General features: G+C 59.1%; 24 protein-coding genes. 17 read left to right on the forward strand and 7 right to left on the reverse strand.

The window, feature by feature from the left end; all coding sequences use genetic code 11:
- Positions 1 to 180 precede the first annotated feature (180 nt).
- Complete coding sequence (locus tag ACVWXE_RS09215) at positions 181 to 729, reverse strand: hypothetical protein (RefSeq protein WP_457473854.1); 549 nt, start codon at positions 727 to 729, stop codon at positions 181 to 183.
- Positions 730 to 905: 176 nt separating this feature from the next.
- Positions 906 to 1,835 (reverse strand): 16S rRNA (cytosine(1402)-N(4))-methyltransferase RsmH, encoded by a 930-nt coding sequence (gene rsmH, locus ACVWXE_RS09220; RefSeq protein WP_041437273.1) that lies wholly within the window; start codon positions 1,833 to 1,835, stop codon positions 906 to 908.
- Positions 1,836 to 2,051: 216 nt separating this feature from the next.
- Between rsmH and aroA the strand changes: the two genes are divergently transcribed.
- Positions 2,052 to 3,386: a 3-phosphoshikimate 1-carboxyvinyltransferase gene (gene aroA / locus ACVWXE_RS09225; RefSeq protein ID WP_457490162.1), complete on the forward strand. Its 1,335-nt coding sequence runs from the start codon at positions 2,052 to 2,054 to the stop codon at positions 3,384 to 3,386.
- Positions 3,387 to 3,421: 35 nt separating this feature from the next.
- Positions 3,422 to 3,772, forward strand: a complete 351-nt coding sequence (locus ACVWXE_RS09230; protein ID WP_011432948.1) for a TIGR03792 family protein — start codon at positions 3,422 to 3,424, stop codon at positions 3,770 to 3,772.
- On the opposite strand, the gene ACVWXE_RS09235 is transcribed toward ACVWXE_RS09230, so the two are convergent.
- Entirely contained in the window at positions 3,769 to 4,545 is a 777-nt protein-coding gene (locus ACVWXE_RS09235) for a DUF502 domain-containing protein (protein ID WP_238376947.1), read from the reverse strand. The two genes, ACVWXE_RS09230 and ACVWXE_RS09235, sit on opposite strands and share 4 nt — an antisense overlap.
- A gap of 294 nt (positions 4,546 to 4,839) precedes the next feature.
- Here ACVWXE_RS09235 and ACVWXE_RS09240 point away from each other — a divergent pair, with 294 nt between their 5' ends.
- From ACVWXE_RS09240 to ACVWXE_RS09250, 3 genes are all read left to right on the forward strand, one after another.
- On the forward strand, positions 4,840 to 5,307 hold the full coding sequence (locus tag ACVWXE_RS09240; protein WP_414357051.1) for an SRPBCC family protein: 468 nt from the start codon (positions 4,840 to 4,842) through the stop codon (positions 5,305 to 5,307).
- A 77-nt stretch (positions 5,308 to 5,384) separates the two neighbouring features.
- A complete protein-coding gene (locus ACVWXE_RS09245; RefSeq protein ID WP_457490146.1) occupies positions 5,385 to 5,900 on the forward strand; it encodes a GNAT family N-acetyltransferase in 516 nt (171 codons plus the stop codon).
- A gap of 96 nt (positions 5,901 to 5,996) precedes the next feature.
- Positions 5,997 to 8,102 (forward strand): thioredoxin domain-containing protein, encoded by a 2,106-nt coding sequence (locus ACVWXE_RS09250; RefSeq protein ID WP_457490147.1) that lies wholly within the window; start codon positions 5,997 to 5,999, stop codon positions 8,100 to 8,102.
- A gap of 47 nt (positions 8,103 to 8,149) precedes the next feature.
- Here ACVWXE_RS09250 and ACVWXE_RS09255 read toward each other — a convergent pair whose 3' ends face one another.
- On the reverse strand, positions 8,150 to 8,584 hold the full coding sequence (locus ACVWXE_RS09255; protein WP_414331897.1) for a Fur family transcriptional regulator: 435 nt from the start codon (positions 8,582 to 8,584) through the stop codon (positions 8,150 to 8,152).
- Between the two features lie 219 nt (positions 8,585 to 8,803).
- Here ACVWXE_RS09255 and ACVWXE_RS09260 point away from each other — a divergent pair, with 219 nt between their 5' ends.
- The 6 genes from ACVWXE_RS09260 (at position 8,804) to ACVWXE_RS09285 (ending at position 13,397) form a co-directional block, all read left to right on the forward strand.
- Entirely contained in the window at positions 8,804 to 9,997 is a 1,194-nt protein-coding gene (locus ACVWXE_RS09260; protein ID WP_457490163.1) for a metallophosphoesterase family protein, read from the forward strand.
- A gap of 679 nt (positions 9,998 to 10,676) precedes the next feature.
- The gene (locus ACVWXE_RS09265) at positions 10,677 to 11,021 is read left to right on the forward strand and encodes an ArsR/SmtB family transcription factor (RefSeq protein ID WP_414427828.1); all 345 of its coding nucleotides are present in this window, start codon (positions 10,677 to 10,679) and stop codon (positions 11,019 to 11,021) included.
- 271 nt (positions 11,022 to 11,292) lie between these two features.
- The gene (locus ACVWXE_RS09270) at positions 11,293 to 11,544 is read left to right on the forward strand and encodes a hypothetical protein (RefSeq protein WP_414330072.1); all 252 of its coding nucleotides are present in this window, start codon (positions 11,293 to 11,295) and stop codon (positions 11,542 to 11,544) included.
- A gap of 89 nt (positions 11,545 to 11,633) precedes the next feature.
- Positions 11,634 to 12,203 (forward strand): DUF3110 domain-containing protein, encoded by a 570-nt coding sequence (locus ACVWXE_RS09275; RefSeq protein WP_457490148.1) that lies wholly within the window; start codon positions 11,634 to 11,636, stop codon positions 12,201 to 12,203.
- Positions 12,204 to 12,244: 41 nt separating this feature from the next.
- The gene (locus tag ACVWXE_RS09280) at positions 12,245 to 12,970 is read left to right on the forward strand and encodes a hypothetical protein (protein WP_457490149.1); all 726 of its coding nucleotides are present in this window, start codon (positions 12,245 to 12,247) and stop codon (positions 12,968 to 12,970) included.
- A 31-nt stretch (positions 12,971 to 13,001) separates the two neighbouring features.
- Entirely contained in the window at positions 13,002 to 13,397 is a 396-nt protein-coding gene (locus ACVWXE_RS09285) for a hypothetical protein (protein WP_457490150.1), read from the forward strand.
- 24 nt (positions 13,398 to 13,421) lie between these two features.
- On the opposite strand, the gene ACVWXE_RS09290 is transcribed toward ACVWXE_RS09285, so the two are convergent.
- The 3 genes from ACVWXE_RS09290 to larE form a co-directional block, all read right to left on the reverse strand.
- Positions 13,422 to 13,706, reverse strand: coding sequence for a DUF1830 domain-containing protein (locus tag ACVWXE_RS09290; protein ID WP_457402739.1), 285 nt, complete (start codon positions 13,704 to 13,706; stop codon positions 13,422 to 13,424).
- A 438-nt stretch (positions 13,707 to 14,144) separates the two neighbouring features.
- Positions 14,145 to 15,977 (reverse strand): DUF3769 domain-containing protein, encoded by a 1,833-nt coding sequence (locus tag ACVWXE_RS09295; RefSeq protein WP_457490151.1) that lies wholly within the window; start codon positions 15,975 to 15,977, stop codon positions 14,145 to 14,147.
- Between the two features lie 52 nt (positions 15,978 to 16,029).
- Complete coding sequence (gene larE / locus ACVWXE_RS09300; protein WP_457490152.1) at positions 16,030 to 16,950, reverse strand: ATP-dependent sacrificial sulfur transferase LarE; 921 nt, start codon at positions 16,948 to 16,950, stop codon at positions 16,030 to 16,032.
- A gap of 467 nt (positions 16,951 to 17,417) precedes the next feature.
- On the opposite strand from larE, the gene ebsA reads away from it, so the two are divergent.
- From ebsA to ACVWXE_RS09330, 6 genes are all read left to right on the forward strand, one after another.
- Positions 17,418 to 17,789 carry a type IV pilus biogenesis protein EbsA gene (ebsA, locus tag ACVWXE_RS09305; protein WP_457490153.1) on the forward strand — a complete coding sequence of 124 codons (372 nt, stop codon included), beginning with the start codon at positions 17,418 to 17,420 and terminating at the stop codon, positions 17,787 to 17,789.
- Positions 17,779 to 19,497: a citramalate synthase gene (cimA, locus tag ACVWXE_RS09310; RefSeq protein WP_457490154.1), complete on the forward strand. Its 1,719-nt coding sequence runs from the start codon at positions 17,779 to 17,781 to the stop codon at positions 19,495 to 19,497. Before ebsA ends, cimA begins: the two co-directional genes overlap by 11 nt.
- Positions 19,498 to 19,514: 17 nt before the next feature.
- Positions 19,515 to 20,231, forward strand: a complete 717-nt coding sequence (gene coaE, locus ACVWXE_RS09315) for a dephospho-CoA kinase (protein ID WP_457490164.1) — start codon at positions 19,515 to 19,517, stop codon at positions 20,229 to 20,231.
- Between the two features lie 56 nt (positions 20,232 to 20,287).
- On the forward strand, positions 20,288 to 20,779 hold the full coding sequence (locus tag ACVWXE_RS09320) for a hypothetical protein (protein WP_414343177.1): 492 nt from the start codon (positions 20,288 to 20,290) through the stop codon (positions 20,777 to 20,779).
- Positions 20,780 to 20,901: 122 nt separating this feature from the next.
- The gene (locus tag ACVWXE_RS09325; protein WP_457490165.1) at positions 20,902 to 23,250 is read left to right on the forward strand and encodes a DNA polymerase III subunit gamma/tau; all 2,349 of its coding nucleotides are present in this window, start codon (positions 20,902 to 20,904) and stop codon (positions 23,248 to 23,250) included.
- 53 nt (positions 23,251 to 23,303) lie between these two features.
- Positions 23,304 to 23,843: a hypothetical protein gene (locus tag ACVWXE_RS09330; RefSeq protein WP_414331790.1), complete on the forward strand. Its 540-nt coding sequence runs from the start codon at positions 23,304 to 23,306 to the stop codon at positions 23,841 to 23,843.
- Positions 23,844 to 24,298 lie beyond the last annotated feature (455 nt).

The following is a 24,298-nucleotide window of genomic DNA, read 5'->3' on the forward strand; positions in this document are numbered from 1 at the left end:
CGGGATACCGCCATTCTGTTTGGAAACAAACAGAATGCTATCGCTGCATAGTTGAACAGTGATGTTCAGCAGTGTTCAGCGTAAATGTATCAGATACGCTGAGACTTCACAAGACCCACAGCTTTTGGGAAAGCAAGATGGGGACGCTGGCCTAGCCGTCATGGGCGGGATCCGTATGAATTAGTACCCAACCGGATAGAAAAGAGGGGCTTTTTCGGTCGCGTGAGCGGCGCGGAGCGCTCTTTCTGGCAAAGCCGTTGCCTGGTGGGCTGGATCCGGTTTAACTTGGCTGGGAGAGGCAATTGGCACCTCGATCATCCGATCCGGTACCAGCGGCACCATTTCGGAGCGGTCGGCGATTTCCCGGAGAGAATTGGCGATGGATTCCTGAGTCAGCAGAAACTGTCGTTCGTTGCGCTGCATCTGCTGCCACACCTGGTAACGCTGGCTCCACCGGCTTTGGGTATGCACAGTCCAACTGTAAAGGCTCAACACTGAAACGCCGGAGAGGATAGCCATCCCTGTGGAGATTTGCTTCCACCAGGCTAGGTGTTCTGCCCAAGCAAGATGCTGGCTGCGAGGATGGGCTGATTTCAACTTCAAATTCAAAGGTTGGGTGCGGCTGGCCTGAACTGTACCGGAGAGGGGTCGGCTCAGAGCAGAAGACCGTCTGTGGCGACGAGGGCTTTTGGGACGATCAAGACCTGCGTTCAAAGGCTGGCTAACCATAGGGCTTAACCTCACACACACCAAGGAATCCGACGGTGTGGGACCGCCGGTTCCGCTTCACCCTAGTTCCCCGCGCCCCCCAACAGCAACCCCCTTCTCCCGATTCCTGGTCTCGGCGGGCTAGCCGTCCGCTTCACGGTAGCCGATCTCTTGAGAGCGGGAGAACCAACCTAAACCTACATCTGACTGCTGCGGGCAGCCACTCGCAGTTTGGCAGAGCGGGCCCGTGGATTACGTTGCCGTTCCAGTTCGGAAGGGGACAAGGGCTTGGGGGTGAGCACCTGCCAACGGGGATCCCTGCGAAAGGCCCATTTCACCAGGCGATCTTCAAGGCTATGGAAGCTGATCACGGCCAACCTGCCGCCGGGTTTCAACCAAGTGGGGGCTTGGGCCAGCAAGGTTTCTAAAGCCTCCAGTTCTCGGTTCACGGCAATGCGCAACGCCTGAAAGACCCGAGTGGCCGGGTGAATGCGGCCTCGCCGAGCTGCCGGAGGTACCGCCTGCCAAACCACCTGGGCCAACTGAGTGGTTGTGGCGAGGGGACGAGCCTGCTCGATGTGATGGGCAATGCGGCGGGCAAATCGCTCTTCGCCGTAACGGGTGAAAATCTCGATCAACTCTTCGACCGGGCGATGATTAACCCAATCGGCAGCGGTTTCCTGAGCGGCACTGGGATCCATGCGCATGTCCAGCGGCCCCTCCCCGCGAAAGCTAAATCCCCGCTCAGGACAGTCCAGTTGCGGAGAACTCACCCCCAAGTCGGCCACGATGCCATCGAAGGGGATCCCCTGCCCCTGCTCATCCCGAAAGCCGTGCTGCTGCAGATCGAAATCGGCAAAATTGAGGTGCCACAGTTGGATGCGGCTGCCGGGGATCCCTTCTGCTGCAAAACGCGCTTGCGCCGCCTGCAGAGCCGCCGGATCCCGATCCAACCCCACCACTCGAGCAGCTCCCCCCCGCAGCAGCGCCAAGCTGTGTCCACCCCCTCCCAACGTCACATCCAAAAAAATACCGCCCCCCTGGGGTTGCAGGTAGGCCATCACCTCCTCGGTCAAAACAGAGTCGTGTTGATACACCTTGCCAAGCACAGTCTGCGGGGGTTCTATTTCTGCTGCTACAAAGTTCAGTATCTGCAAAAAAAAGGCCGAGGCCAGGCCCCGACCGAGGAATCCATGTTGTTAAGGTGATCCTCTGGGAAAAGAGGGGTTGCCGTCAAAAGACAGGCTGTCTTGGGATCCCCGGCAAAATCTCTGGGGCGCGAGTCCCGCTCTGAGTATGATGAGACTGCTGCCGCTTTTGCCAAGTCTGCCGTCAGGGTTGCTGTGTTGACTCACTCTTCTTCTACCGATATCCTCACTCTCTCGCCGGCCAAGGGCCTGCGCGGCCAAGTGAGCATCCCCGGCGACAAATCCATTTCCCACCGCGCCCTGATGCTGGGATCCCTGGCCGAAGGAGAAACCACCATCCAAGGGCTGTTGCTGGGAGAGGATCCCCGCAGTACGGCAGCCTGTTTTCGGGCGCTGGGGGCAGATATTTCGGAGCTCAACAGCGAGTGTGTTCGCATTCGGGGAGTTGGCCTGGGCCGGCTGCAAGAACCGGCGGACGTGTTGGATGCAGGTAACTCCGGCACCACCTTGCGCCTGATGCTGGGGATCCTGGCTGGCCAGGCCGGGCGCTTTTTTGCCGTCACCGGCGATCGCTCCCTGCGCTCGCGGCCCATGGGGCGGGTGGTAGAACCGCTGCGGCAGATGGGGGCCAGCATTTGGGGACGGGCCGGTGGGACGTTGGCACCTTTGGCCGTACAAGGGGGATCCCTCAAGGGCATTCACTACCGCTCCCCGGTGGCTTCGGCGCAGGTAAAATCCTGCCTCTTGCTGGCGGGTCTGCTGGCAGAAGGCACCACCCAAGTCACCGAGCCGGCTCTCTCTCGGGACCACTCGGAACGGATGTTGCGGGCCTTCGGGGCCAACATTCACGTGGATCCAGAGGCGAAAACCGTGGCCGTGGTGGGCGGATCCCGCCTGGTGGGCCAGAGAGTTCAGGTGCCGGGGGATATCAGCTCGGCAGCCTTTTGGCTGGTGGCCGCCTCCATTGTGCCCGAGAGCGAATTGCTGCTAAGGGATGTGGGCCTCAACCCCACCCGTACCGGTGCGCTGCAGGTGTTGCAGGAGATGGGGGCTGACATCCAAATTGAGAACCTCCGGGAAATGGCCGGCGAGCCCCTGGGAGATCTGCGGGTGCGTTCGGCCCGCTTGCGCGGCTGCACCATCGCCGGCGATCTCATCCCCACCCTGATCGACGAGATCCCGGTTTTGGCGGTGGCGGCGGCCTTTGCCGAGGGGATCACCGTGATTCGCGATGCCGCAGAGCTGCGGGTCAAAGAAAGCGACCGTCTGGCTGCCATAGCCCAAGAGCTGAGCCGCATGGGAGCCCAGGTCACTGAATATCCTGATGGCCTGGAAATCAAGGGAGGGATCCCTCTTCACGGGGCCGAGGTCGACAGCCACGAGGATCACCGCATCGCCATGAGCCTGATGGTGGCAGCTCTAGGAGCGCAGGGATCCACCCTCCTCAGGGGAGCCGACTGTGCCCGCATCTCCTACCCCGACTTCATTCCCACCCTGCAACGATTGACTGCTTCCCCCCTGGAGTCTTGAGAGGGCCCATCTTTAACTTTGCCGCCTCTGCTCCTATGTCGACCTGCCCCAGCCCGCCCGGCCCTATCGCCATCGAACATCTCTGCTTCCGGGTTCCTCCCGGTGGGCAAGCAGCCTTTCTTGAGCAAGACGAGCGGGTTTGGGGATCCGCCCTGCGCCGGCATCCGGGTTTTCTGGGCAAAGAAGTTTGGCTGGATCAAGAGGATCCCGAACTTGTCCACCTCATCCTCCGCTGGGCCAGCCGTGCTGACTGGAAGGCCTTTCCCTCCGAGCAAGTGGAGGCATTGGATCGGCAAATGCGGCCTTTTTATGTGCGCTTGGAACAGGCCAAAGAATACCAGCTCTGGCAGCCCGGCCCTTCTGCAGGGACAGGAAAGCAGGATTAAGGGATCCCTTCAGTCTCAAAACCTACCTCAGAGCCCACCGAGTCAGCCCTGGGGGATCCTGCCACCCGCTCCTGCTCCACCAGCTCCCGCAAACTGGGCATGGTCACGGCCAAAGCTCCTTCTCGCCGCTGCAGCCCCGCTTCAAAACTCTCAGGGGTGACAATGCCGCCGGAAATGAGCATCTTAAAAGCATCTTCCACCGGCATGAACACTTCCACCACCTGGTCTTCCGGCACAATGGCGTACCAGCCCGTCGTTGGATTGGGGGTGGTGGGCACAAACAGGCCAAGGGAGCGCTGCGGCCCATCGGGCCGAATGGGAGTTTGAATGGTGCCCGTCACAAAGGCCAGCGCCCAAGCTCCTGGTCGGGGATATTCCACCAGCACCACCCGCCGAAAGCGCTGATTGTTGGGGGCAAACAAAACACTGACCAATTGCTTCAAGGTCTTGTACACCAGCCCCGCCACCGGAATCGCATGGAGCAACTGTTCGCTGAGATTGAGCAGCCACTGGCCGACAATGTTGCGGGCCATGAAGCCAATCAACAGGATGAGCACAATCGGCGTCAACAGGCCCACCGCCAGATCGATGAGGTTGATCAAGATCGGGTGCAAACCCTGGATGGGATTGAACTGCTTCGGAATGCTGGTCAGAAAGCCAATGCTCCAGGTGGCCACCTCCACCGTCAGCCAAATGGTAGTTGCCAGAGGGATCACCACCAGCAACCCCGCCACGAAGTAGTTCTTAAGATGCTGTTTCCATTGTGAAACCATGGTGAGGTCGTTCCGTCAAGTCAACCGAGTGGATGCACCGAACCTTTGCAAGTGGAGCTTGCAGATGGCAATCATGATACCTGCCTTCTGCATTGCCCTCATGGGGGGCAGCCGCAACTTGCCGGCAAAAGAAACCGGGCTGCCAAAAAGCGCAGAGCCCCAAACTTTCACGAGGCCGATAATGCTATCTTAGGTCGATATAAAATTTTGTAAAGGCAGGGATCCCGTCCCGAGGCGTTGTGGCCAAGCCCCTGGATGGTTTGTGTTTCTGCTGGGTGTTGCGTGGGAGGCCCTATGTCAGAGTCGGATTGGCTAGAGCATACCTGTCAGGTGGAGGTACCTGTTCCCATCGAGCAGGTATGGGATTTGTGGGCCAACCTCACCCTCATGCCCCGCTGGATGAAGTGGATCCGCTCGGTGGAATTGCTGGATCAGGAGCTGTCCCGGTGGACACTGGATACCCGCGGCCTCACCTTCAGTTGGATCTCCCGCACCCACACGGTGGTGAAACACCAACACATCGGCTGGAGTTCGGTGGAAGGACTGCCCAACCGGGGCGCGCTGCGCTTTTACGACCGCAAAGGCAGTACCATTGTGAAGCTGTCGGTGGCCTACAAGATCCCGGGGATCCTCGGCAAAATCTTGGATGGCCTGTTTGTGGGCAAAGTGGTGGAGAGCACCATCCAGGCGGATCTGGAGCGCTTCAAAGCCTATGCCCTAGAGCATGCGGGGCCAACCGCCGAAAGTGCCTCGGCCAGCTAGTCTCCGTTCGTCAGGCCCAAGTGTTTTGCTGAACTCCCCCTTCCTTGCCAACCCTCACTGCTGCAAAGGTCTTCTTCATGCCCGATCCCTCTCCTGAGCCTGTCATTGCCCTCTCTCGTCAGCCGGTGGACAACCGCAACATTCGCTTCTCTTTGGAGCGGGGCGAGCTGGATCTGGATCAGCTTCTCCTGCTGTTGAACCGCAACGCCTTTTGGGCCCAGAATCGCCGGCGGGAAGAGATGGAGCGGGCCGTTGCCCACAGCCATCCGGTGGTCAGCGCCTGGGATGGGGAGCGCCTGATTGGCTTTGGCCGCGCCACTTCCGATGGGGTTTACCGAGCCGTCCTCTGGGATATCGTGGTTGATCACGATTACCGACGTCAGGGCATTGGCCGCAAGTTGGTGGAAACCCTGATCAGCCATCCCCACCTGCAGTCGGTGGAGCGCATCTACCTGTTCACAACCCATCAGCGTGGCTTTTACGAGCGAATCGGCTTTGTGGAAAATCCCAGCACCACCTTGGTCTTGCACGGGCGCCCTCTGGAGTTTTTAGTCCCGGCTGCCGAGCAGGAGCAGGGGATCCCAGGGAAATGAGGCAGGTGAGTGTATCTCGAACAACAGTGGGTTGGTTCGGCCTCGGCAGGAGAACGCGCTAGCCTGAAAAGCAAAAAAAGGTGAGAGGGTGTACCTATGGCCAATCGCCTCGCCACAAGTTCCAGCCTTTATTTGCGCAAGCACGCCGAGAACCCGGTGGACTGGTGGCCTTGGATCCCAGAAGCTCTGGAGAAAGCCCGGGCCGAGGATAGGCCGATTTTCCTATCCATCGGCTATTCCAGTTGCCACTGGTGTACGGTCATGGAGGGCGAGGCCTTCTCCAACCCTGAAATTGCCGCCTTTTTGAATGCCCATTTTTTGCCCATCAAGGTGGATCGCGAGGAGCGGCCCGATCTCGACAGCATCTACATGCAGGCGTTGCAGCTTATGAGCGGGCAGGGGGGGTGGCCCCTCAATGTTTTCCTCACGCCCGATGACCTGGTGCCCTTTTATGCTGGCACCTATTTTCCCGTAGAGCCCCGCTTTGGCCGCCCGGGGTTTCTGGCCTTGCTGCAGCGCATCCTGCAGTTTTACCGGCAGGAAAAGGAAAAAATAGAGGAGATGAAAGGCCAGATTTTGACGGCTCTGACCACCCTCAGCGACTTAGTGCCGGAAGACCACATTCCCGCCGACCTGCTGCGCTCTGGGATCCCTAAGATCCAGCCTTTGCTCGCCAGTGCCGGGGCGGTGCAGCAATTTCCCATGATGCCCTACGCCCAGTTGGTATTGCGTTCGGCCCGCTTCGACCCACCAGAAGGGATCCCCGGCTCGCAGAGCGCTCTGGAACGGGCCAAAGAGCGGGGCATGGCCTTGGTGTTGGGAGGGATCTTCGACCATGTGGCCGGCGGCTTTCACCGCTACACCGTGGATCCCACCTGGACGGTGCCCCACTTTGAAAAGATGCTCTACGACAACGGGCAGATCCTAGAGTTTCTCTCCGATCTGTGGGCGCACGGTATCCAAGATCCGGCCATTGAGCGGGCGGTGCGGCTGACGGTGGAGTGGGTGGCGCGAGAGATGACCGCCCCTGCCGGATACTTCTACGCCGCTCAAGATGCCGACAGCTTTGCCCGAGCAGAGGATCGGGAGCCGGAAGAGGGAGAGTTCTACGTCTGGCGCTGGCAGGAGCTGCAGGATCTCTTGGGGGAAGAAACCTTCCGCGCCTTGCAGCAGGCGTTTGACCTGTCTCCGGGGGGCAACTTCCCCGATCGGCCCGGCTGCATCGTCTTGCAGCGCAAACAGGGGGGGACGTTGCCGCCAGAAGTTGAAACCGCCTTGACCACCCATCTTTTTCAGGCACGCTATGGCTCTGCGGAGCGACGAGTTCCCTTCCCTCCGGCAGTGGATGCCCAGTCGGCCCGTCTGCAATCCTGGCCGGGGCGGATCCCACCTGTCACCGACACCAAGATGATCGTCTCTTGGAACGCCTTGATGATCTCCGGCCTGGCGCGGGCCTATCAAGTGTTCGGCAACGCAGACTATCTGCAATTCGCTCTGCGGGCTGCCCAATTCATCCTCAGCCGGCAGCGCCACCCTGAGACCGGATCCCTGTTGCGCCTGAACTACGATGGCACAGCTCAGGTGCCCGCCAAATCGGAAGATTACGCCCTGCTGATCAAGGCCCTGTTGGACTTGCAGCAAGCCTGCCTGCCCCTGGTGGGGGATCCCACCCCTCAAGACTGGTTGCAGGCTGCCCTCCAGCTCCAGCAGGAGATGGATGCGCAACTGTGGGATCCGGCCAGGGGGGGATACTTTGTCAGCGATGCCCAGAGTGCCCCTGAGCTGTTGGTGCGAGAGAAGGAGTTCCAGGACAACGCTACCCCTGCAGCCAATGGGGTGGCCATTGCCAACCTGGTGCGCCTTGCCGCCCTCACTGGAGATCTGGACTACCTGGAGCGGGCAGAGCAGGCCTTGAAAACCTTTGCCCACATCATGAGCACCCAGCCGCGCACCTGCCCCAGCCTTTTTGCCGGACTGGATTGGTACAGCAATTGGGTGAAAGTCACCCTGGAGGCCGATTCCATTCCCGCCTTTCAGCAACGATCTTGGCCCGCCACCGTCTTTGCTCTCCCCACCGAGACCGAACCTCTGCCGGAAGGAGCTTTAGGGCTGGTGTGCTGGGGCAACAAATGCCTGGCCCCTGCCAGTTCTCTCGAGCAAATCCAGTCGCAAATCGGCAAAGGCCAAAATCGAGCTTACTGACCTTTGCCCAACTTTTGCTCAGGGCAGCAGGGATCCCTTTGCCAAGGTTACTGCTGGGGCTCCGCAGGCTTTTCCACCCCAAAAAACTCAATGCGGTAACTTTGGATGCGGGTGCCCGTTTGTTGCTCCACTTGGGCCAGCAGTTCAGGCGGCAGCTCCACGTCCACATCCAAGATGCGGTTGCTATCCAGACAGTTCACGTGGCTGTGGGGATGGGTGCGGTTGCCGTAGCGGCGCCCATCGGCACGATCCAAGCACTCGACAATGTTGTGGCTGGCCAAAGCTTCCAGGTTTTGATAAACGGACGTGTGGCCAATCGGTTTGCCCTGCTGATTTAGGCGATCGTAAATCTCGCGGGCGGAGAGGTGCTCGCCACACTGCCACAGCAGCTCCAGGATGTAACGGCGCTGTCGGCTCAAACGCAGATTGCACTCCCGGCACCGTTCCAAAGCAGCTTCCAAAGAATCCAAGGGGCGAGGCATGGAAAACCTCAAGTCATACCGAGTCTGAGATAGGTAGTTGCTCATCTCTACCAAGGTAGCATTTGTGCGTCAACAGTTGTTCAAAAAACACCCCGAACTCTACAAGAGCTGCCGCGCATAGCCATCTTCGAGCCGAGTCCAGGCCGTGCGCAGATGGAAGAGCCCAACATCAGCCTTTTGATTTTCTACAATACCGCTGGAGTGTTGGGGGCAAAGATCATGCAGCGGCGCAAGGTAATTCTGGGTTTGTTGGGGTTGGCCAGCAGCAGTGGATTGGCAGGAGCCTATTGGGCCAGTCGGCAGCAGCCCTCTCATCTAGCCCCAGGGATGGGATCCCCTAGAGCCGCTCTCCCCTCTCCTACCCCCCAGCCCACCCCCACCGTCGTCCCCCATCCAGATGCCCCCCATGGCCTCTACATCCCCCCCCGCCGAGATCTGCGCCTCTTGGTCATCAGTGACATGAACGGCATCTACGGCTCGGTGGAATACGACCCAGAGGTGGATCGGGGCATCGGCCTCATCCCCTATCTTCAGCCGGATATTGTTTTGGGAGGAGGAGATATGGTGGCCGGTCAGGATCCCCGCCTGTCGGAGGAGCGCATTCGCGCCATGTGGGCAGCCTTCGACCGGCATGTGGCTGGCCCAATCCGTGCGGCCAAACTTCCCTACGGCTTTACCTTGGGCAATCACGATGCTTCCTGTGCCCGCACCACGCAGGGCGGCTTTCTCTTTCAAAAAGAACGGGATCTGGCCCGCGAGTTTTGGAACGATCCGGCCCACGACCCAGGTTTGAACTTTGTGGATCGGGGGGACTTTCCCTTCTACTACACCTTTGAAAAAGACGATGTGTTTTACCTAGTCTGGGATGCCACCTGCAATTACATCCCGCCCGAACAAATGGCCTGGGCGGAAGCGGCTCTGGCCAGCGAACGGGCTCAGAAGGCCAAGTTGCGCATCGTCATCGGCCACCTACCCCTCTATGCCATTACCGTTGGGCGCGACGATCCGGGAGAAGTGCTGCTGGAGGCGGATGCCAAACGGGCTCTGCTGGAGAAGTACCGCGTCCACACCTACATCAGCGGCCACGACCACGGCTACTACCCTGGCCACAAAGGGCAACTGCAACTGCTTCACTGCGGCATTCTCGGCTCTGGCCCTCGTCCCCTCTTGGGCAGCCCTCTGCCCCCCCGCAAGACCCTCACCCTTATCGACGTGGATTTCGAGAGCCCAGATGTTACCTATTACACTACCTATCACATGCGGGATCTGAGCGTGATCGACCAAGCAGAGCTGCCCCGTTTCATCACCGGGCACAATGGCTTGGTGCTGCGCCGCGACGTCAATTGGGACAACCTCACCCCCCAAGAAATCGCCACCTGCCAAGCTCGTATTGGATCCCTGTGTCGGGATTAACGTCTCCGTCTTGGCAAAAGATTGATGAGCCGTTTGTAGATGCTGATACATTTACGCTGAACACTGCTGAACATCACTGTTCAACTATGCAGCGATAGCATTCTGTTTGTTTCCATTCGCGTTAGCGGGACGGAGTCCAAACAGAATGGCGGTATCCCGCAAAGCTTTGAGTAGAATACCCAAAGCGCAGTTTCCGTGTCGTCTTACTACCAATTTTCTGCTTTGCTTTGGCTACCATGTTGGCAGACTCGAAAGTAAACAGAAAGATCAACTGGTAGTAATCCGTACTGAACATATTATACATTATTTTCAGTATAGTTGAGCTTATTATTGACTAGAGTCATGCTCTCGCGAGGGTTCTGCACACTTCGCGAGCAGCCCAGGCTTTTCAACAGATGATTCAAAGCAGCTTTTTCCAGCAACACCAGCCATAGCCGGTGCAACTGTGTCTCTCGCATAACGGATCCCAGTGATTGATTCCAGCGAAACTGTAGAGAGCTTGTGAAGGCAGCAACAAGAAACGTTAAAGAGAACACAAAGTTGGCAACGGAATGTTGGCAGTGTTATCTTCAAGCGCGGTTGACCTACCGTCGCTGAGCCGGTTGACTGTTGCGCCTTTTCCCTGCCGTCCAACTGATCGACAACTGGAGCGCAAAACTCCTGCTACCCTGGTTGAATGATGGTTTCGTTGCTGGTTGAGGTAGAAGGGGATTGGATGGATGAGCAGGTGCGGGCGGGGTTCCACGCTCTCTCCGACCCGATTCGCCTGCGCGTGCTGCAACTGCTGCAGGGGCGTGAGTTGTGTGTTTGTGATCTCTGCGAGGAGCTGAAGGTGAGCCAATCCAAGCTCTCGTTTCACCTAAAAACCCTGCGGGATGCGAAATTGGTCAATGCTCGCCAGCAGGGGCGCTGGATTTACTACAGCCTCAACCCACCCGGTTTTCAGCTCCTGCAGCATTTTTTGGATAGATTGGGGCAAGCTGGCCCTGTCAAGGCCGCAGTTCCCTGTGTGGAAGACCTCTAAAGCGCGCAGGGATCCCAAAATGTCCCTAGAAAAACTGTCGGATCCCGCCCTTGTACATTCCGAAGACGGGCTTGCTGCAACACAAGAAATTACAGATGTGAATGGTGTTCCCTGCTGGCAACCCCAGGGATCCCGGCGGGTCAACAAGGCCTCCGGCCCGCTGGCGCGAACGGAGAAAATGAGGATCCCATCTCCTAAAATCCATCAAAGTTCCCTGACACCAGCTCCCCTGTTGCTTAGTTAGGATTGATACAAGAGAGGTGGGAACAACATGATACGTGAACAGCGAGAAGAGTTGGAACGCATCCACCGAGCACACCTGTGGAATCGCCTCAAGGAGCGGGTGAAACGCGCCCAGTTGAATCCATCTCTGCTGGCTTTGCTGGCACGAGAGGCTTTTGAGTTGGGCTTCCCCCTTCCCTCTTTATCTGACCAACCCCAGGTCAATTCCCCTGCTGAGCAGCCCCAAGATGGAAGTCATCATCGCCGCACAAGGCCTCCGGCCCGCTGGCGCGAACGGTGAGTCCACCCTCTCTTCTGGCCGAGAAAGCGGGCAGCCACGATCATAGGAGAATTTCTCTCCAGAGACTCTCAAAGCAGCTAGTCTAGGCAATGATTTTGAATAAATCAGAGCCCATGATGAACACCGCCGAAGCCCTTGAGATTCTCAACCTTCCGCCGGACGCAACCGAGCGGCAGATCCGGGGGCGACTGTTTCAGGAATACCAAACCCTCAGTACTGCCCTCGCAGAACTGGAGGACGAGCGACAAAGACCCTTGCTAGAGGCGCAACTGGCGCGGCTGAATGAGGCGCGGGATGTATTGCTTAGCGGGGGATCCCAGGCTGAGAAGGGTTTGTCTTGGGTCAGCCCAGAAGACTTGCCCCCCCAGGTGATTGTGCTGCTTTACCAAGCCAATGGGCAGGAGGGAATCTGCACGCGCCAGGTTGGGGGTCAAGATATCGTCATTGCTTTCGAGAGCTCGTTTGCGGCAAGAAAATATGCGCAGCGGTTGGCTCAACAGGGACTGCCCAAGCCCGTGGCAGAACGCTTTGACACGCAGGAGATCGTCGATTTTTGCCGCAGCGGAGGGTATGGGTTGATGGTGGTTCCGGCCAGCGAAACGCTGGAGCCCCTACAAGAAAGCACGGAAGCTGCCCGTGATTGGCAGGGCAGGTCTTGATGCCGTTTGGCCTCGATCCACTTGCGTTAAGGGTGCCCTCGATGATTAGTGTGGAACCGATCTCTGTGGACGAGTTTCGCCAGCTCATGGCCGCCGATCTGGACGCTTGCTGCGAGGCCTTTGATCTGCGGGCAGAGTACCTGCGTTTGCAGCAACAGCGGCTACGCTCCTGGGGCATGCTGGCCTTTGGTTTGATAGCAATAGCCTTGGTCATCTTCTTGGGGATGCGGGATCCCGGCTCTTGGGTGTCCTATACCGCGGCTGCCGGGATCCTACTGCTGCTCCTGTTGGGGATCCTGAGAGTCAGCCTGCGCTTGGGAAAAAGCCTGCATCGCATCCGGCAGCGTTGGCAGGAAGCCCATCTGCTCAACAGCACCCCCGAGGTGATGAAGTTTGCCACCGATCTGGCCCGCAAAGTAAAAGACTACAACCACTGGGTCAACGAGCTCCAACAATCCCTGCAGGGGGGGCAGCATTGGCGGGATTTTCGGCAACTCAGTGAGGCTGAGCAAAAGTACATCCAATCGCTGTTTTTGCAGGTGCGGGCCCAACTGGTGATGGCCCTACAGGTGTGCCGAGCTTTAGTCGAGGATCCACAAGCCTCTGTGGCTCAGTATCTCAACCAAATGGTTGCCCGGGATCAGCAACTGCTGGAGCAATTTACCGCCAAAAACTTGACTGGCAACCGCTACGCAACCCTGGCTCGTGAGCTGTCCGGCCTGGAGGCAGATCTACAAGCTCAGCTCAGAACCTTGGGCTCTCGATGATACCCTGTTGGAGGTGTCCAGCAGCGTACTCATGGGCAGTAGAGGCACTCGAAAATTGTACGGCCTGTTGCTTGCTGGCGGGCTGGGCTTGCTGGGATGCGGGGATCCGAATGTACCCCTGACCCAACCCCCTCCCGATGCTTTTCGGGTCAGCACCCCACGGCCACCGCGCCTGGATCTCTATCCCACCCCATCACCAACACCAACTCCTACCCCGACACCACCCCCCAGCTTGCTGGAGATCACGGCCCGTTGGTTGGGGATCCCTTGGCCTCCCCAGCGGCAAGAAACCAGCCCAGTGAGGTTGAGCGCCCGCTTCCTGGATATCCCACTACCCCCGAAGCCGCGCCGCTCCGCCAGCCCCTCACCTCAGCCTTCCCCCAGTTCGGAAAGAGAAGAGAGAAAGCAGCAAGGCCGCGAAACCTAGTCCGCACCCCTGGCCTCTGGAGATCTAGGCGCCCGCAGTCACCGGCTCCGTTTCTCGAACGCGCAGCTTTTCACAGGGGATGGTGTCTGCCAGAATGGAGCTGGCCATCATGCCCGTGTGAATCTCTAGCTTGGCTCCAGGCACCGCTTCAAAGAGCAGCCGCTGGCCTGGAAAGACCACCCGCTCAAAGTACCAGTTTTCGATATTCGTGATGCGAACCACCTGAATAGAGCTGGTCGCATTGATGTAGCTACAGGTTATTCGCTCTGCTCGTTTTTTATCGGGGATTGCATCGAGTGTTTGCATAATTCAGATTACCAGCCCACGTTGCTCAGCCTACCATCTACCCTAACACCGTCTGGGGATCACTGCGGTAGTCTGCGATACGGCGATCCCAACTGGCAGAAATCAATCCTGGAAAAACATAGTCATTCATAGTCATTCCAAACTAGATTGAAACACTTCCCAAGCGTTCCGCGCCGCTTACAGAGGGAGTCATCCTTCACCCTCAGCCCCTCTCCTTTGGGAGAGGAGAGTTAGGAAGCAATGCCACGGAAAGGTCTCATTCCTGTTTAAAATGACTGTAACTTCTGTATCTTACCTTACCGTTTCGATGTCCAGAAGGGTTCTGCAATTCAAGGCAGATTTGAGGTAGGATTTCTCCCCAAGTTGGGGTAATTTCTCATAGAAAATCTCCACAGAGTAGTAGTCAGGATTACATTTTTCCGTTCCCTTGGAGTTTGGGGATCACGGCTCGTGGGCCCTCGATTCCGTCCTCCGCTGCGGCGAGGATTGGCCGGGATCCCAGTTCAGGCCCTCCACCCGCAGCTCCAGAGCCCCCGACTGGCGCACCGGATTGTACTGCAGGCTGAAGCCATAGGTGCGGCGGTCATAGCCCAGGCGATAGACGACATCCACCTGCTGGCCTGACTGCAAATCTACCGTCGTCTCTGCCCCCACCCGCAGCGGGCCGTACAGTTGTTGCAAAAAGCCCAGGACGAGCTGTTCCCGCGTGGTGATGCGGTCAAACAAAAATGGCGAGGCTCCGGCCAAAAAACCGTTGGAGTAGGTCACCCTCAGGTTGGTGTAGTCGAAGGTATCGGCCACAAAAGCCCCGATCACCGCATCAATGCCAATACTGCCGGCAGTATAGCTCTGGGCTCGGCCATTGGAGTAAAAAGACTGGCTGCTGCTCACGCCGGTGCTGAGCCAGATCCCTTGCTCGATGGGCAGAGCGGAAAAGCGGGGTGGGGGATCCGCCGCCGTCTTGGGAGGGCTCCAGAGGGGAAAGGAGCGATTCAAGGTTGCCCCCAGTTGCAGGCGGGAGAGCTGAATGCGGTCGGTGGTGTTGGCTAAGGCCAACTCCGGATCCGTGTCGATTTCATCCGGCTGCCCCAAGGCATCAATGTAGTCGACGGCTATGCGGTAGCTGAGATCCAAGCCGGTATTGCCCAGGCGCAGGGTGGGTGAGCGGTAGCTGGCACCGAGGCGGTTTTCCACAATTTGAAACCCCAGGCGACCGCTGAAGAAGCGTTCCCGATAGGCGTAGGTGTAGGCGACTTCTCCGCCATCGCCGGTGGTGATGCGGTGTTCGACCTGGGCTCGCAAGCGCTGAGCAAACTCCTGGAAGACGATCCCCCGCAGCTCGGCAAACAGCGAGGTTTGAGCGTTGGCTTCCGGTTGCCGCCAACAAAAATCGGCCCGCAGCCCGATCCCATCCAAAAGGCCCTGCTCACTGCCCCAAAGACGTTGTGGATACAGTTGCGGGGAGAGCACCAAGCTCACGTTGGGATCCCGCAGCAGCTCAATGTTGGACTGGAGGATCAAGCCGCGCCGCAATTCTTCCCTGTCGAAATCATCGTAGAAGATGCTGACCGGAGGCTGACGGTTTAATGAGTCGAAGCGCAACCGAATGGGCAGAGGCAGAAACAAGACCTGGTCGAAGGCCAGTTGGCCGGCCTCGGCAATCAAAAGGCTGGAGCCATCGGCTTGCAGGGTGGAGGTCACCCGTGGGCTACGAATCTCCAACTCCGGCGGATCCAGCGGGTCGTTGGTCAGCCGCACCTGTTCTCCTTCCCAGGTGTTGGCATCGAAGCGGATGCGAACGGCACGAAAGCGCACCAGCCGCTGCGGAGAGAGGGCGGCTGCCGGGGATCCACTGGCCTGCAACTGGCCAATATCCACCTGCCCGAAGGCCTCTTCCAAAAATCCCCGCTCTTGCTCAAAGTCGTATTCTAGGCGGGATCCCTGAATGCGCTGCCGATCCAGTTGAATAGAAACATTGCCCTCGGCCACAGCCCGCCGCTGTCGCAGCTCAATGCGCAGGCGATCCGCCCGCAACACAGAGCGGCCCAGCCGCATCTCCACATTGCCTTCCGCCTGGAAAACTTCCGCCCGTTGATCGAAGGTTTGCCGGTCAGAACGCAGCCGTAACGTTCGGTCGGCAACGGCGCTGAGGTCAGTCGTATCCATGGGCTGAGCGCCCCCCTTCTTCTGGGACTCCACCTGAGCCGCAGTAGGGCCGGCAACTGCCAACCCCAGCACCCCCAAGCAGAGCCAGAGCAACCGCAACCCTCTCATAATCACCCGGCGCAAAACTTCAACACAGATCCCCTACGGCTTCCCCAGCCCGCTAGCTTGTGGCCAACTGGGAAAGGTTGAGGACTCGGTTGAGCTTGCCGCTGCGGTAGCCCTCCAAATCGAGACTGACATAGAGATAGCCGAAGGATTGCAGGGCCTTGACCAGCGCTTCCAGATTGGTTTTCTGCACAAACTCCACGATCTGATCCGGAGGAAGTTCGATGCGGGCGGTGTCCTTTTCGGAGCGCACCCTGACCTGCCGCCAACCCAAGCTGCGCAAATAGCGCTCTGCCGCTCCCACCCGACGTAGCTTCTCGGCGGTGATCGCCTCTCCATACGGAAAGCGGGAGCTGAGACAGGGCTGGGCCGGTTTATCCCACCAAGACAGCCCCAGGTGGCGAGACAATTGCCGCACCTCCAGCTTGCTCATCCCCACCTCCGCCAAAGGGGAACGCACGCCGCGCTCCCGAGCTGCCTGTGTCCCCGGTCGGTAATCGGCAAGATCGTCGGCATTGAGACCATCCACCACATGGTTATATCCCTGGGCTTGGGCCAACAGGCGCAAGGTATCGTGCAAGTGACTTTTGCAGAAGTAACACCGGTTAACAGGGTTGGCAGCGTAGCTCGGATCCTCCAGCTCGTGGGTTTCGACGATCTGATGGCGGATCCCGATTTGCCGAGCCTGCTGAATTGCTTCTTCCAAATCTTCGGGCAGCAGCGAAGGAGAAGCAGCGGTGACAGCCAGGGCCCGCTCCCCCAACTGATCCCAGGCCAACTTGGCCACCAAGCTGCTATCAACTCCCCCCGAGTAGGCCACCAAGACCCGCTCCATCTCAGCGAAGATCTGGACAAGCTGCTGGAACTTGTGCTGCAGGACGGGATCCCACTCCAGCAGGGGGTTGGCCGCTATTCCTCCCTCTCCCGGGGGGAGAAGGTCGAGACGAGAGGCGGTTGGGCCTTGGGCTGTGCTCATGAAGACAGAAGATGCCAAGCGTTTGGATAACCAGGCAAGGATGCCATCTCGCTATTGCCGGCAGGAGAAAAGCCGGTTGCTATCAGGGGCAGGGATCCCCCCTCTTTCTATTCTTTCCCAGAGATCCCCGACTTTCCAACGCTTCTCCCCAGCATGGGATGCGGGATCCCTCAAGGAAAAGTAGACAATTGGGCAATCTATCCGTAGTCCGCTGACCTGCTGTCGCGATGGTGCTATGCCTCCGGCACCCTACCGGGAACCGCACCGCTTCGCGATACGCTGAATAAGATGGGTTGCAGTGGCCCCTTATAATTTTTTCTGGGTTCTCTGCCGCAATTGACCTCACAGCTTTTTCCGGCGACACTTGCTACAGCCAATGCAGAGATCTCTCTTGGCTATGGGGATCCCACCCATTTTGTAGAACTTCATGAAACTTAGAAAAAGCTGTACCCCTCTCCTAGCGCACTATGGCTTTGCAACTTGAACCCGCTAGCCCGCGAGAAGTGGCCGTTTATCAGCCCTATTACGCTGTTGCCCGCCGACAGTACCTAGCCCTTGCGGTGGGCCTCTACAAAAAAGCCAGCCTGGAAGGGCAGAGGGCCATCGAGGGGGAAGAGCCTGTCCGCTTCTTGGCCAGTTGGCATACGTCCCCGTTGCCTTCGGATCGGACGGTGGTTCAGGTGATCTTTGCTCAGGATGCAGATCTCACCTATCAGCTCTCCATCGCCAACTACGAGTTTGTGGATTATCTGATTGATGTCGTCTCTTTGGTGCAGCGCGGACAACAGCCGGATTTCTCCACCGCCTTTTACAAGAAACTGATGCGATATGAAGATTGATCTGGGTTGCTCAGCCACCATCACTCTCTACGACACCACACTGCGGGATGGGGCCCAGCGAGAGGGTCTATCGCTGTCGGTGCAAGACAAGTTACAGATTGCCAAGCTGCTGGATCGGCTGGGGATCCCGTTTATTGAAGGGGGCTGGCCAGGAGCCAATCCCAAGGATGTGCAGTTTTTCTGGCAGATGCGGGAAGAGCCCCTAGAGCAAGCCGAGCTGGTGGCTTTTTGTTCTACCCGCAAGCCGGGGCGGCGGGCGGCAGACGATCCCATGCTGCAGGCCATTTTGGCGGCGGGCACCCGCTATATAACCGTCTTCGGCAAGTCTTGGGATCTCCACGTCACCGAGGGCCTGGGCACCACGCTGCAGGAAAACCTAGCCATGATCCGCGACACCATTGCCTATCTGCGATCCCAGGGGCGGCGGGTCATCTACGATGCCGAGCACTGGTTCGATGCCTATCGCCACAACCCCGACTATGCCCTGCAAACCCTGGTGGCGGCTGCCGAGGCAGGGGCGGAGTGGCTGGTTCTCTGCGATACCAATGGCGGATCCCTGCCCCATGAGATCGCCCAGATTACCGCAGCCGTCTTGGCAGAATCCCATCACCTGCGGCATTTGCCTCTGGGCATTCACACCCACAACGACTCCGGCACTGCTGTGGCCAATGCCCTGGCGGCGGTGCAGGCAGGGGCGCGCATGGTGCAGGGCACCATCAACGGCTATGGGGAACGCTGCGGCAATGCCGACCTGTGCAGCGTCATTCCCAACTTGCAACTGAAGCTGGGCTATCGCTGTCTGCCGCAAGAGAAGCTGCAACACCTGACGGAGATCTCCCGCTCCATCAGCGAGGTGGTCAATTTGGCCCCGGATGACCATGCTCCGTTTGTGGGCCTATCGGCCTTTGCCCACAAGGGTGGGATCCACGTCAGCGCCGTTCAGAAAAACCCTCTCACCTACGAGCACATCGCCCCCGAGCAAGTGGGCAACTGTCGCCGCATCGTGGTCTCAGAACAGGCGGGGCTGAGCAACATCCTCCACAAAATGGCCGGATTCGGGATCCGGCTGGACAAGTCGGATCCACAGGCGCGCTTGATTTTGGAGCGGCTGAAAACCCTGGAGCTGCAGGGCTACCAGTTTGAGGCGGCTGAGGCCAGCTTTGAGCTGTTGGTGCGGGGCTTGCTGGGACAACGCTCCCATCCTTTTGAGGTGCTCAGCTTCAACGTGACGACCACCACACGCTCCGATTGGAACAGCAAAGACTGGGATCCCAGTGGCGAGGCAACGGATGTGCAATCGTTGGCAGCGGTGAAAATCGCGGTGCAGGGGCAGACTCGGGTGACGGCGGCGGAAGGCAATGGGCCGGTGGCCGCTCTGGATGGGGCGTTGCGCAAGGCGCTGCTGGAGTTCTATCCCCAACTGGAGGCGATTCACCTGTCCGACTACAAGGTGCGCATTTTGGACGGGCGGGCCGGCACCTCGGCCAAAACGCGGGTGCTGGTGGAGTTCAGCGACGGTCACCGCCGCTGGACCACGGTGGGGGTTTCCACCAACATCATCGAAGCCTCCTGTCAGGCCTTGGTGGAGGGCTTTGAGTATAGCCTGCTGCCGCCCAGCTCCCCCTTGCCCGCTTCTGCAGAGCACCGTTCTAACGACTCCGTCCGAGTAGCGCAAACGGCAATGGCCGCACCAGCGGCCTCTTCTTGACTATGGCCTACAGCTCGATGAGGATCATCGGCCTGACGGGCGGAGTGGGCACGGGCAAATCCACGGTGGCCCGCATCCTGGAGCAGCACGGGATCCCAGTAGCCGATGCAGATCAAATGGCCCGCCAGGCTTTGGCATTGGGATCCCCTATTCGAGACAGGGTGCTGGAACGCTATGGGAAGGCCATCCAAACACCCTCCGGGGATTTGGATCGCCGGCAGTTGGGCCAGATCGTGTTTGCCGATGCTGCCGAGCGGGCTTGGCTAGAGGCCCAGATCCACCCTTTTGTTAAAGCTCAACTGCAAGATTTTCTGTTCGGGTTAGCGGAGCAGAGCTCTGAGGCGCATGGCGTGTTGCTTGAGGAAGGGCCTGGTTCCCAAAAGAACAGCGGGCCAGGGTTTTCCTCTGCCCAGGGATCTCAAACCGTTTGTCTGATGATCCCGTTGCTGTTTGAAGCCCACATGGAAAATTGGGCCAGCGAGATTTGGGTGGTGACTTGCACCCCAGAGCAGCAGCGGCAACGCCTTGCCCGCCGGGATCTTCTTACACCGGCAGAAATCGAAGCTCGCATCGCCAGCCAGTGGCCTTTGGCGGAAAAAGTGCGCCGTGCCGATGTGGTGCTGGACAACTCTGGATCCCTGGCTGAGCTGGAAGCCCAGGTGAAGCAAGCTTTGGCGTCGGCGGGCCAGAGGCCATTTGCCTCACCCCCGCGGGCCGGATACAGTGACGGGTAGGGTCTGGTGGGACGGATCCCTTGGTATCCATGTACGGGTGGGTTGAGGGAGAAACGATGCAGGAAGCAGGCTGCGTTGGCGAGACGGAGTTTGCTCAAGCTCTGGCCGCGCGGGAGCGGGAAATCCAGCTTTTGCGAGAGCGCAATCGCATCTTGCAGGGCCAGATAGACCTTCTGGAGCTGCGCCAAGAAAAGCAACACCGGCAAATTCGCAGCTATGAGGCGGAGATCGAGCAGCTTTACCAAGAGAAGCAGTTGCTGGAGCAGATGATTCAAGAGTTGCCGGAGCTCTACCGGCGCAAGCTGCAGGCCCGCCTGCAGCCCATTCGCGAGCGCATCGCCGCCATCCAGGCCGAGAATCGCCAGCTTAGGAAGGAGTTGTACCAGCTCAGCTACCGCGTGCAGCACATGGATCAGCTTGACTCGCCCGGCTGGAGAGTGCAACTGCCCCAGCTTCCCTCTCTGCGTCGCCGGGATCCCAAGTCCTCAGCGGAGCGGAGCACAAAAGCTCTGCCGGTCTCCCCCCCTGGTGTCCAGCCCTGCTCTTGATGGGCAGGGAGGGATCCCGCCATCGAGAAGCCAGAATAGGGGAGCCCCGGTGGGATCGCGTCAGCAGAGCAGAGCTCTTGCGCGGTTCCGGTTGGGGCGCTGCTTGCTTGGAGATCCCGGAAATGGCCACCGCTGGCAACTATGAACCCCTGCATTTAAAATACCGCCCGCAGCGCTTTGCCGATGTGGTCGGCCAAGGAGCGGTGGTGCAAACGCTGGCCAATGCCATCCGGCTGGGGCGGGTGGCGCCTGCCTATTTGTTCTGCGGGCCGCGGGGCACGGGAAAAACCTCCAGCGCCCGCATCTTGGCCAAGTCTTTGAATTGTGAACAGGGGCCGACGCCGGATCCCTGCCAGGCGTGCAGCCAATGCCGCGCCATCACTGCGGGAGCCTCCCTGGATGTTCTCGAGATTGACGCGGCCAGCAACACCGGCGTAGACAACATCCGCGAGCTGATCGAGCGGGCCCAGTTTGCCCCGGTGAACAGCCGCTACAAAGTCTATGTCATCGACGAGTGCCACATGCTCAGCAATGCGGCCTTCAACGCCTTGCTGAAAACTCTTGAAGAGCCGCCCCCCCGCGTGGTATTTGTCCTGGCCACCACTGACCCGCAGCGGGTTTTGCCCACCATTGTTTCCCGCTGTCAGCGGTTTGACTTCCGCCGCATCCCCCTCGACGACATGGTGGCCCACCTGGGCAAGATCGCCGCCCAAGAAGGGATCCCTATCACGCCGGAGGCGCTGCAACTGGTGGCCCAACTTTCCCAAGGGGGCCTGAGGGACGCCGAACGCCTGCTGGACCAGCTCAGCCTCTTGGAAGGATCCATCACCCCGGAGGCGGTTTGGGACTTGGTGGGCGGGATCCCGGAACAGCAGCTTTTGGCTCTGATGGATGCGCTGCTGGCTCAGGATGTGCAGGCGGTGCTCAGCCAAACTCGGCAATTGTTGGAGCGGGGCAAAGAGCCCTTAGCCCTGTTGCAGAACTTGGTGGCCCTTTACCGGGATCTGCTGCTGGTCAAGACAGCCCCCCGGCAACGGGAGTTGGTGGCTGTAACGGACTCCACCTGGGCAGCCCTGCAGCAACGGGCCCCTCGCTACTCGGTGGAGATACTGCTGGCAGCCCAGAGCCATCTGCGCCAGTGTGAGCCGCAAATTCGTCAAAGCGGACAGCCCCAACTGTGGTTGGAAATTGCCCTAGTGGATCTGCTGGGCCAGCTGCGCCCAAGCATGGTGGCCGAGGATAAAGAACCGTTCGCGTCAGCAGGACAGAGTCCTTCCCCAGCCCTTGACCTATCTCCTGCACCCCAGATGACTCCCCCGGACGGGACAGCCCCTCCGGCCCCTGCTGCGACCATCAGCCCATCAAGCCCATCAACTGTTGGTGAGATAGATGAATTAACTGTTGGGCCTTCAGCCTCCCCTGCTGTTGCGTCGAGCCAGAAGGCAGATCGCGCTACTCGGACGGAGTCCTCGGAGCAGCCCAGAGAACCGGCAAGGGACGCCGCCACAGTCAAGCTGCTGCGCCCCCACTGGGACGAGTTCCTCAAGCGCCTCTCTCCCCTCACCAAGGCTCTGATGGGATCCGGCCACCTGCACCAAGAGACTCCTGAAGCAATTACCCTCGCCTTTCCCAGCAAGGGTCTGGTGGAAAAAGTGCGCAGCAAAGAAGCCGAACTGCGGTCGGTGCTCCACAACCTGCTGCAGCGCCCTGTGCAGCTCAACTTGATTGTGCAGCGGGGGCCGGATGTTTCCATTCGCGTCAGTGGGACGGAGTCCTCGGCATTGCCCAGCCGAGAAAAAGACCTGCCCCCCGCCCCCGTGGCCCCGGATCCTGTCACCACGCCGGGGTTGCAGAGCGATAGCACCAACAGTCGTGCTTCCTCAAGGGAGCCCAGAGCAGAACCGCAGAGCCACGGCCTTGCCCGGCGACAGCAACATTCCCCTTCTGACTCCAGCCCACCTTCGCCAGAGCCTGAGCGGGACAATCCTATGGGTGGCCCCAAGGTGGCCGGCTTGGCAACCCAAGGACTTTTTCCTGCCGGTGCGAACAAAGTGCTCCGCACCGCTGTCGCGACCGATTCTCCAAGTCGTGCAGAGCGCCGCGACACCCTGCACGGTGGGCAGTCCTTCGAGCTAACCCAGGAGCTGGCGGAGATTGCCCGCCGTTTTGCCGACCACTTCAACGGCAGCTTGGTGGATTTGGAAGGGGTGTTGGAGTCTGACGTGACGGGATCCACGGAAGAGCTCTCCTCAATAGAGGCTATAGAAGCCGAGGGATCCCCTGACCTGCTCTCCGGTGAGACCTACGGCTCGCCAACAGGAGCAGAGCCGTCCGCGTCAGCGGGGCGGAGTCCTCATCCCGTAGACTTTCCCAATGCAGTAAGGAATCCGTCCTACCGGCGTGAGCAGTCTTCTCAGCTTGCCGTTCGCCTCAGCGGGACGGAGTCCTTGGAGGAGGAGGTGCCTTTTTAAGCGCTATCTAGCGCTATCTTAAGTTTGATAAAGCCAGCCTCATCTTGCCGACGATGACCTTCCCCATCTCCCCCTTAATTCGCTGCGCTGTGCAGGCTCTGTACTGGGGACTGGTTCTGCCCCTACCCATCCTGCTGGCTCGGCAACAGGCAACACCTCTTGAGCTGGGATCCCTTTGGATTGCTCTGCTGCTGGGATGGGGGGTAGTCCTGGGATCCCTGAGCCAGCAGATTCAGTTGGACGAAGAGGGCATGCAGGCCACCTACCCCAGTTGGGTGCCGCCTTTTGTGCGGCAGGAGTGGCAGATCCGGTGGGCCGATATCGAGCGCATTGAGCCCCGCTCCACCAGCCAGGGTGGTATGGTGTATTACTTGGTCAGCCGAGGGGGGGATCGCGTACTTTTGCCGATGCGGGTGACCAGGTTCAAGCAGCTGTTGGCTGAGATTCGACGGCACGCTCAACTGGAGATTGGCGGGCTGCGCCCCTACGTTCAGCCTTGGATGTACGGGCTCCTAGGATGTTTTGCTCTGCTTCTGTTGCTTTGGGATGGGATGGTCGCCATCTGGGTCTGGGCAAGTCCGGTGGGAACCTAGCGCAACCACAGACGGTTCCGGGTCTAGCCATCCCGACAGGGATCCCAGCTCCAGCGGGCGGTTGCAGTCCAGATCCCGCCCACGCCCTTCTGCGCAAGCGTTGCGGAGCAGCAGGATGGAAATTTGGAGCAGGTTGGAAATGAGCTGATACATTTACGCTGAACACTGCTGAACATCACTGTTCAACTATGCAGCGATAGCATTCTGTTTGTTTCCATTCGCGTCAGCGGGACGGAGTCCGAACAGAATGGCGGTATCCCGCAAAGCTTTGAGTAGAATACCCAAAGCGCAGTCTCCGTGTCGTCTTACTACCAATTTTCTGCTTTGCTTTGGCTACCATGTTGGCAGACTCGAAAGTAAACAGAAAGATCAACTGGTAGTAATCCGTACTGAACATATTATACATTATTTTCAGTATAGTTGAGCTTATTATTGACTAGAGTCATGCTCCTCCG

The organism is Thermostichus sp. MS-CIW-41 (assembly GCF_054058915.1).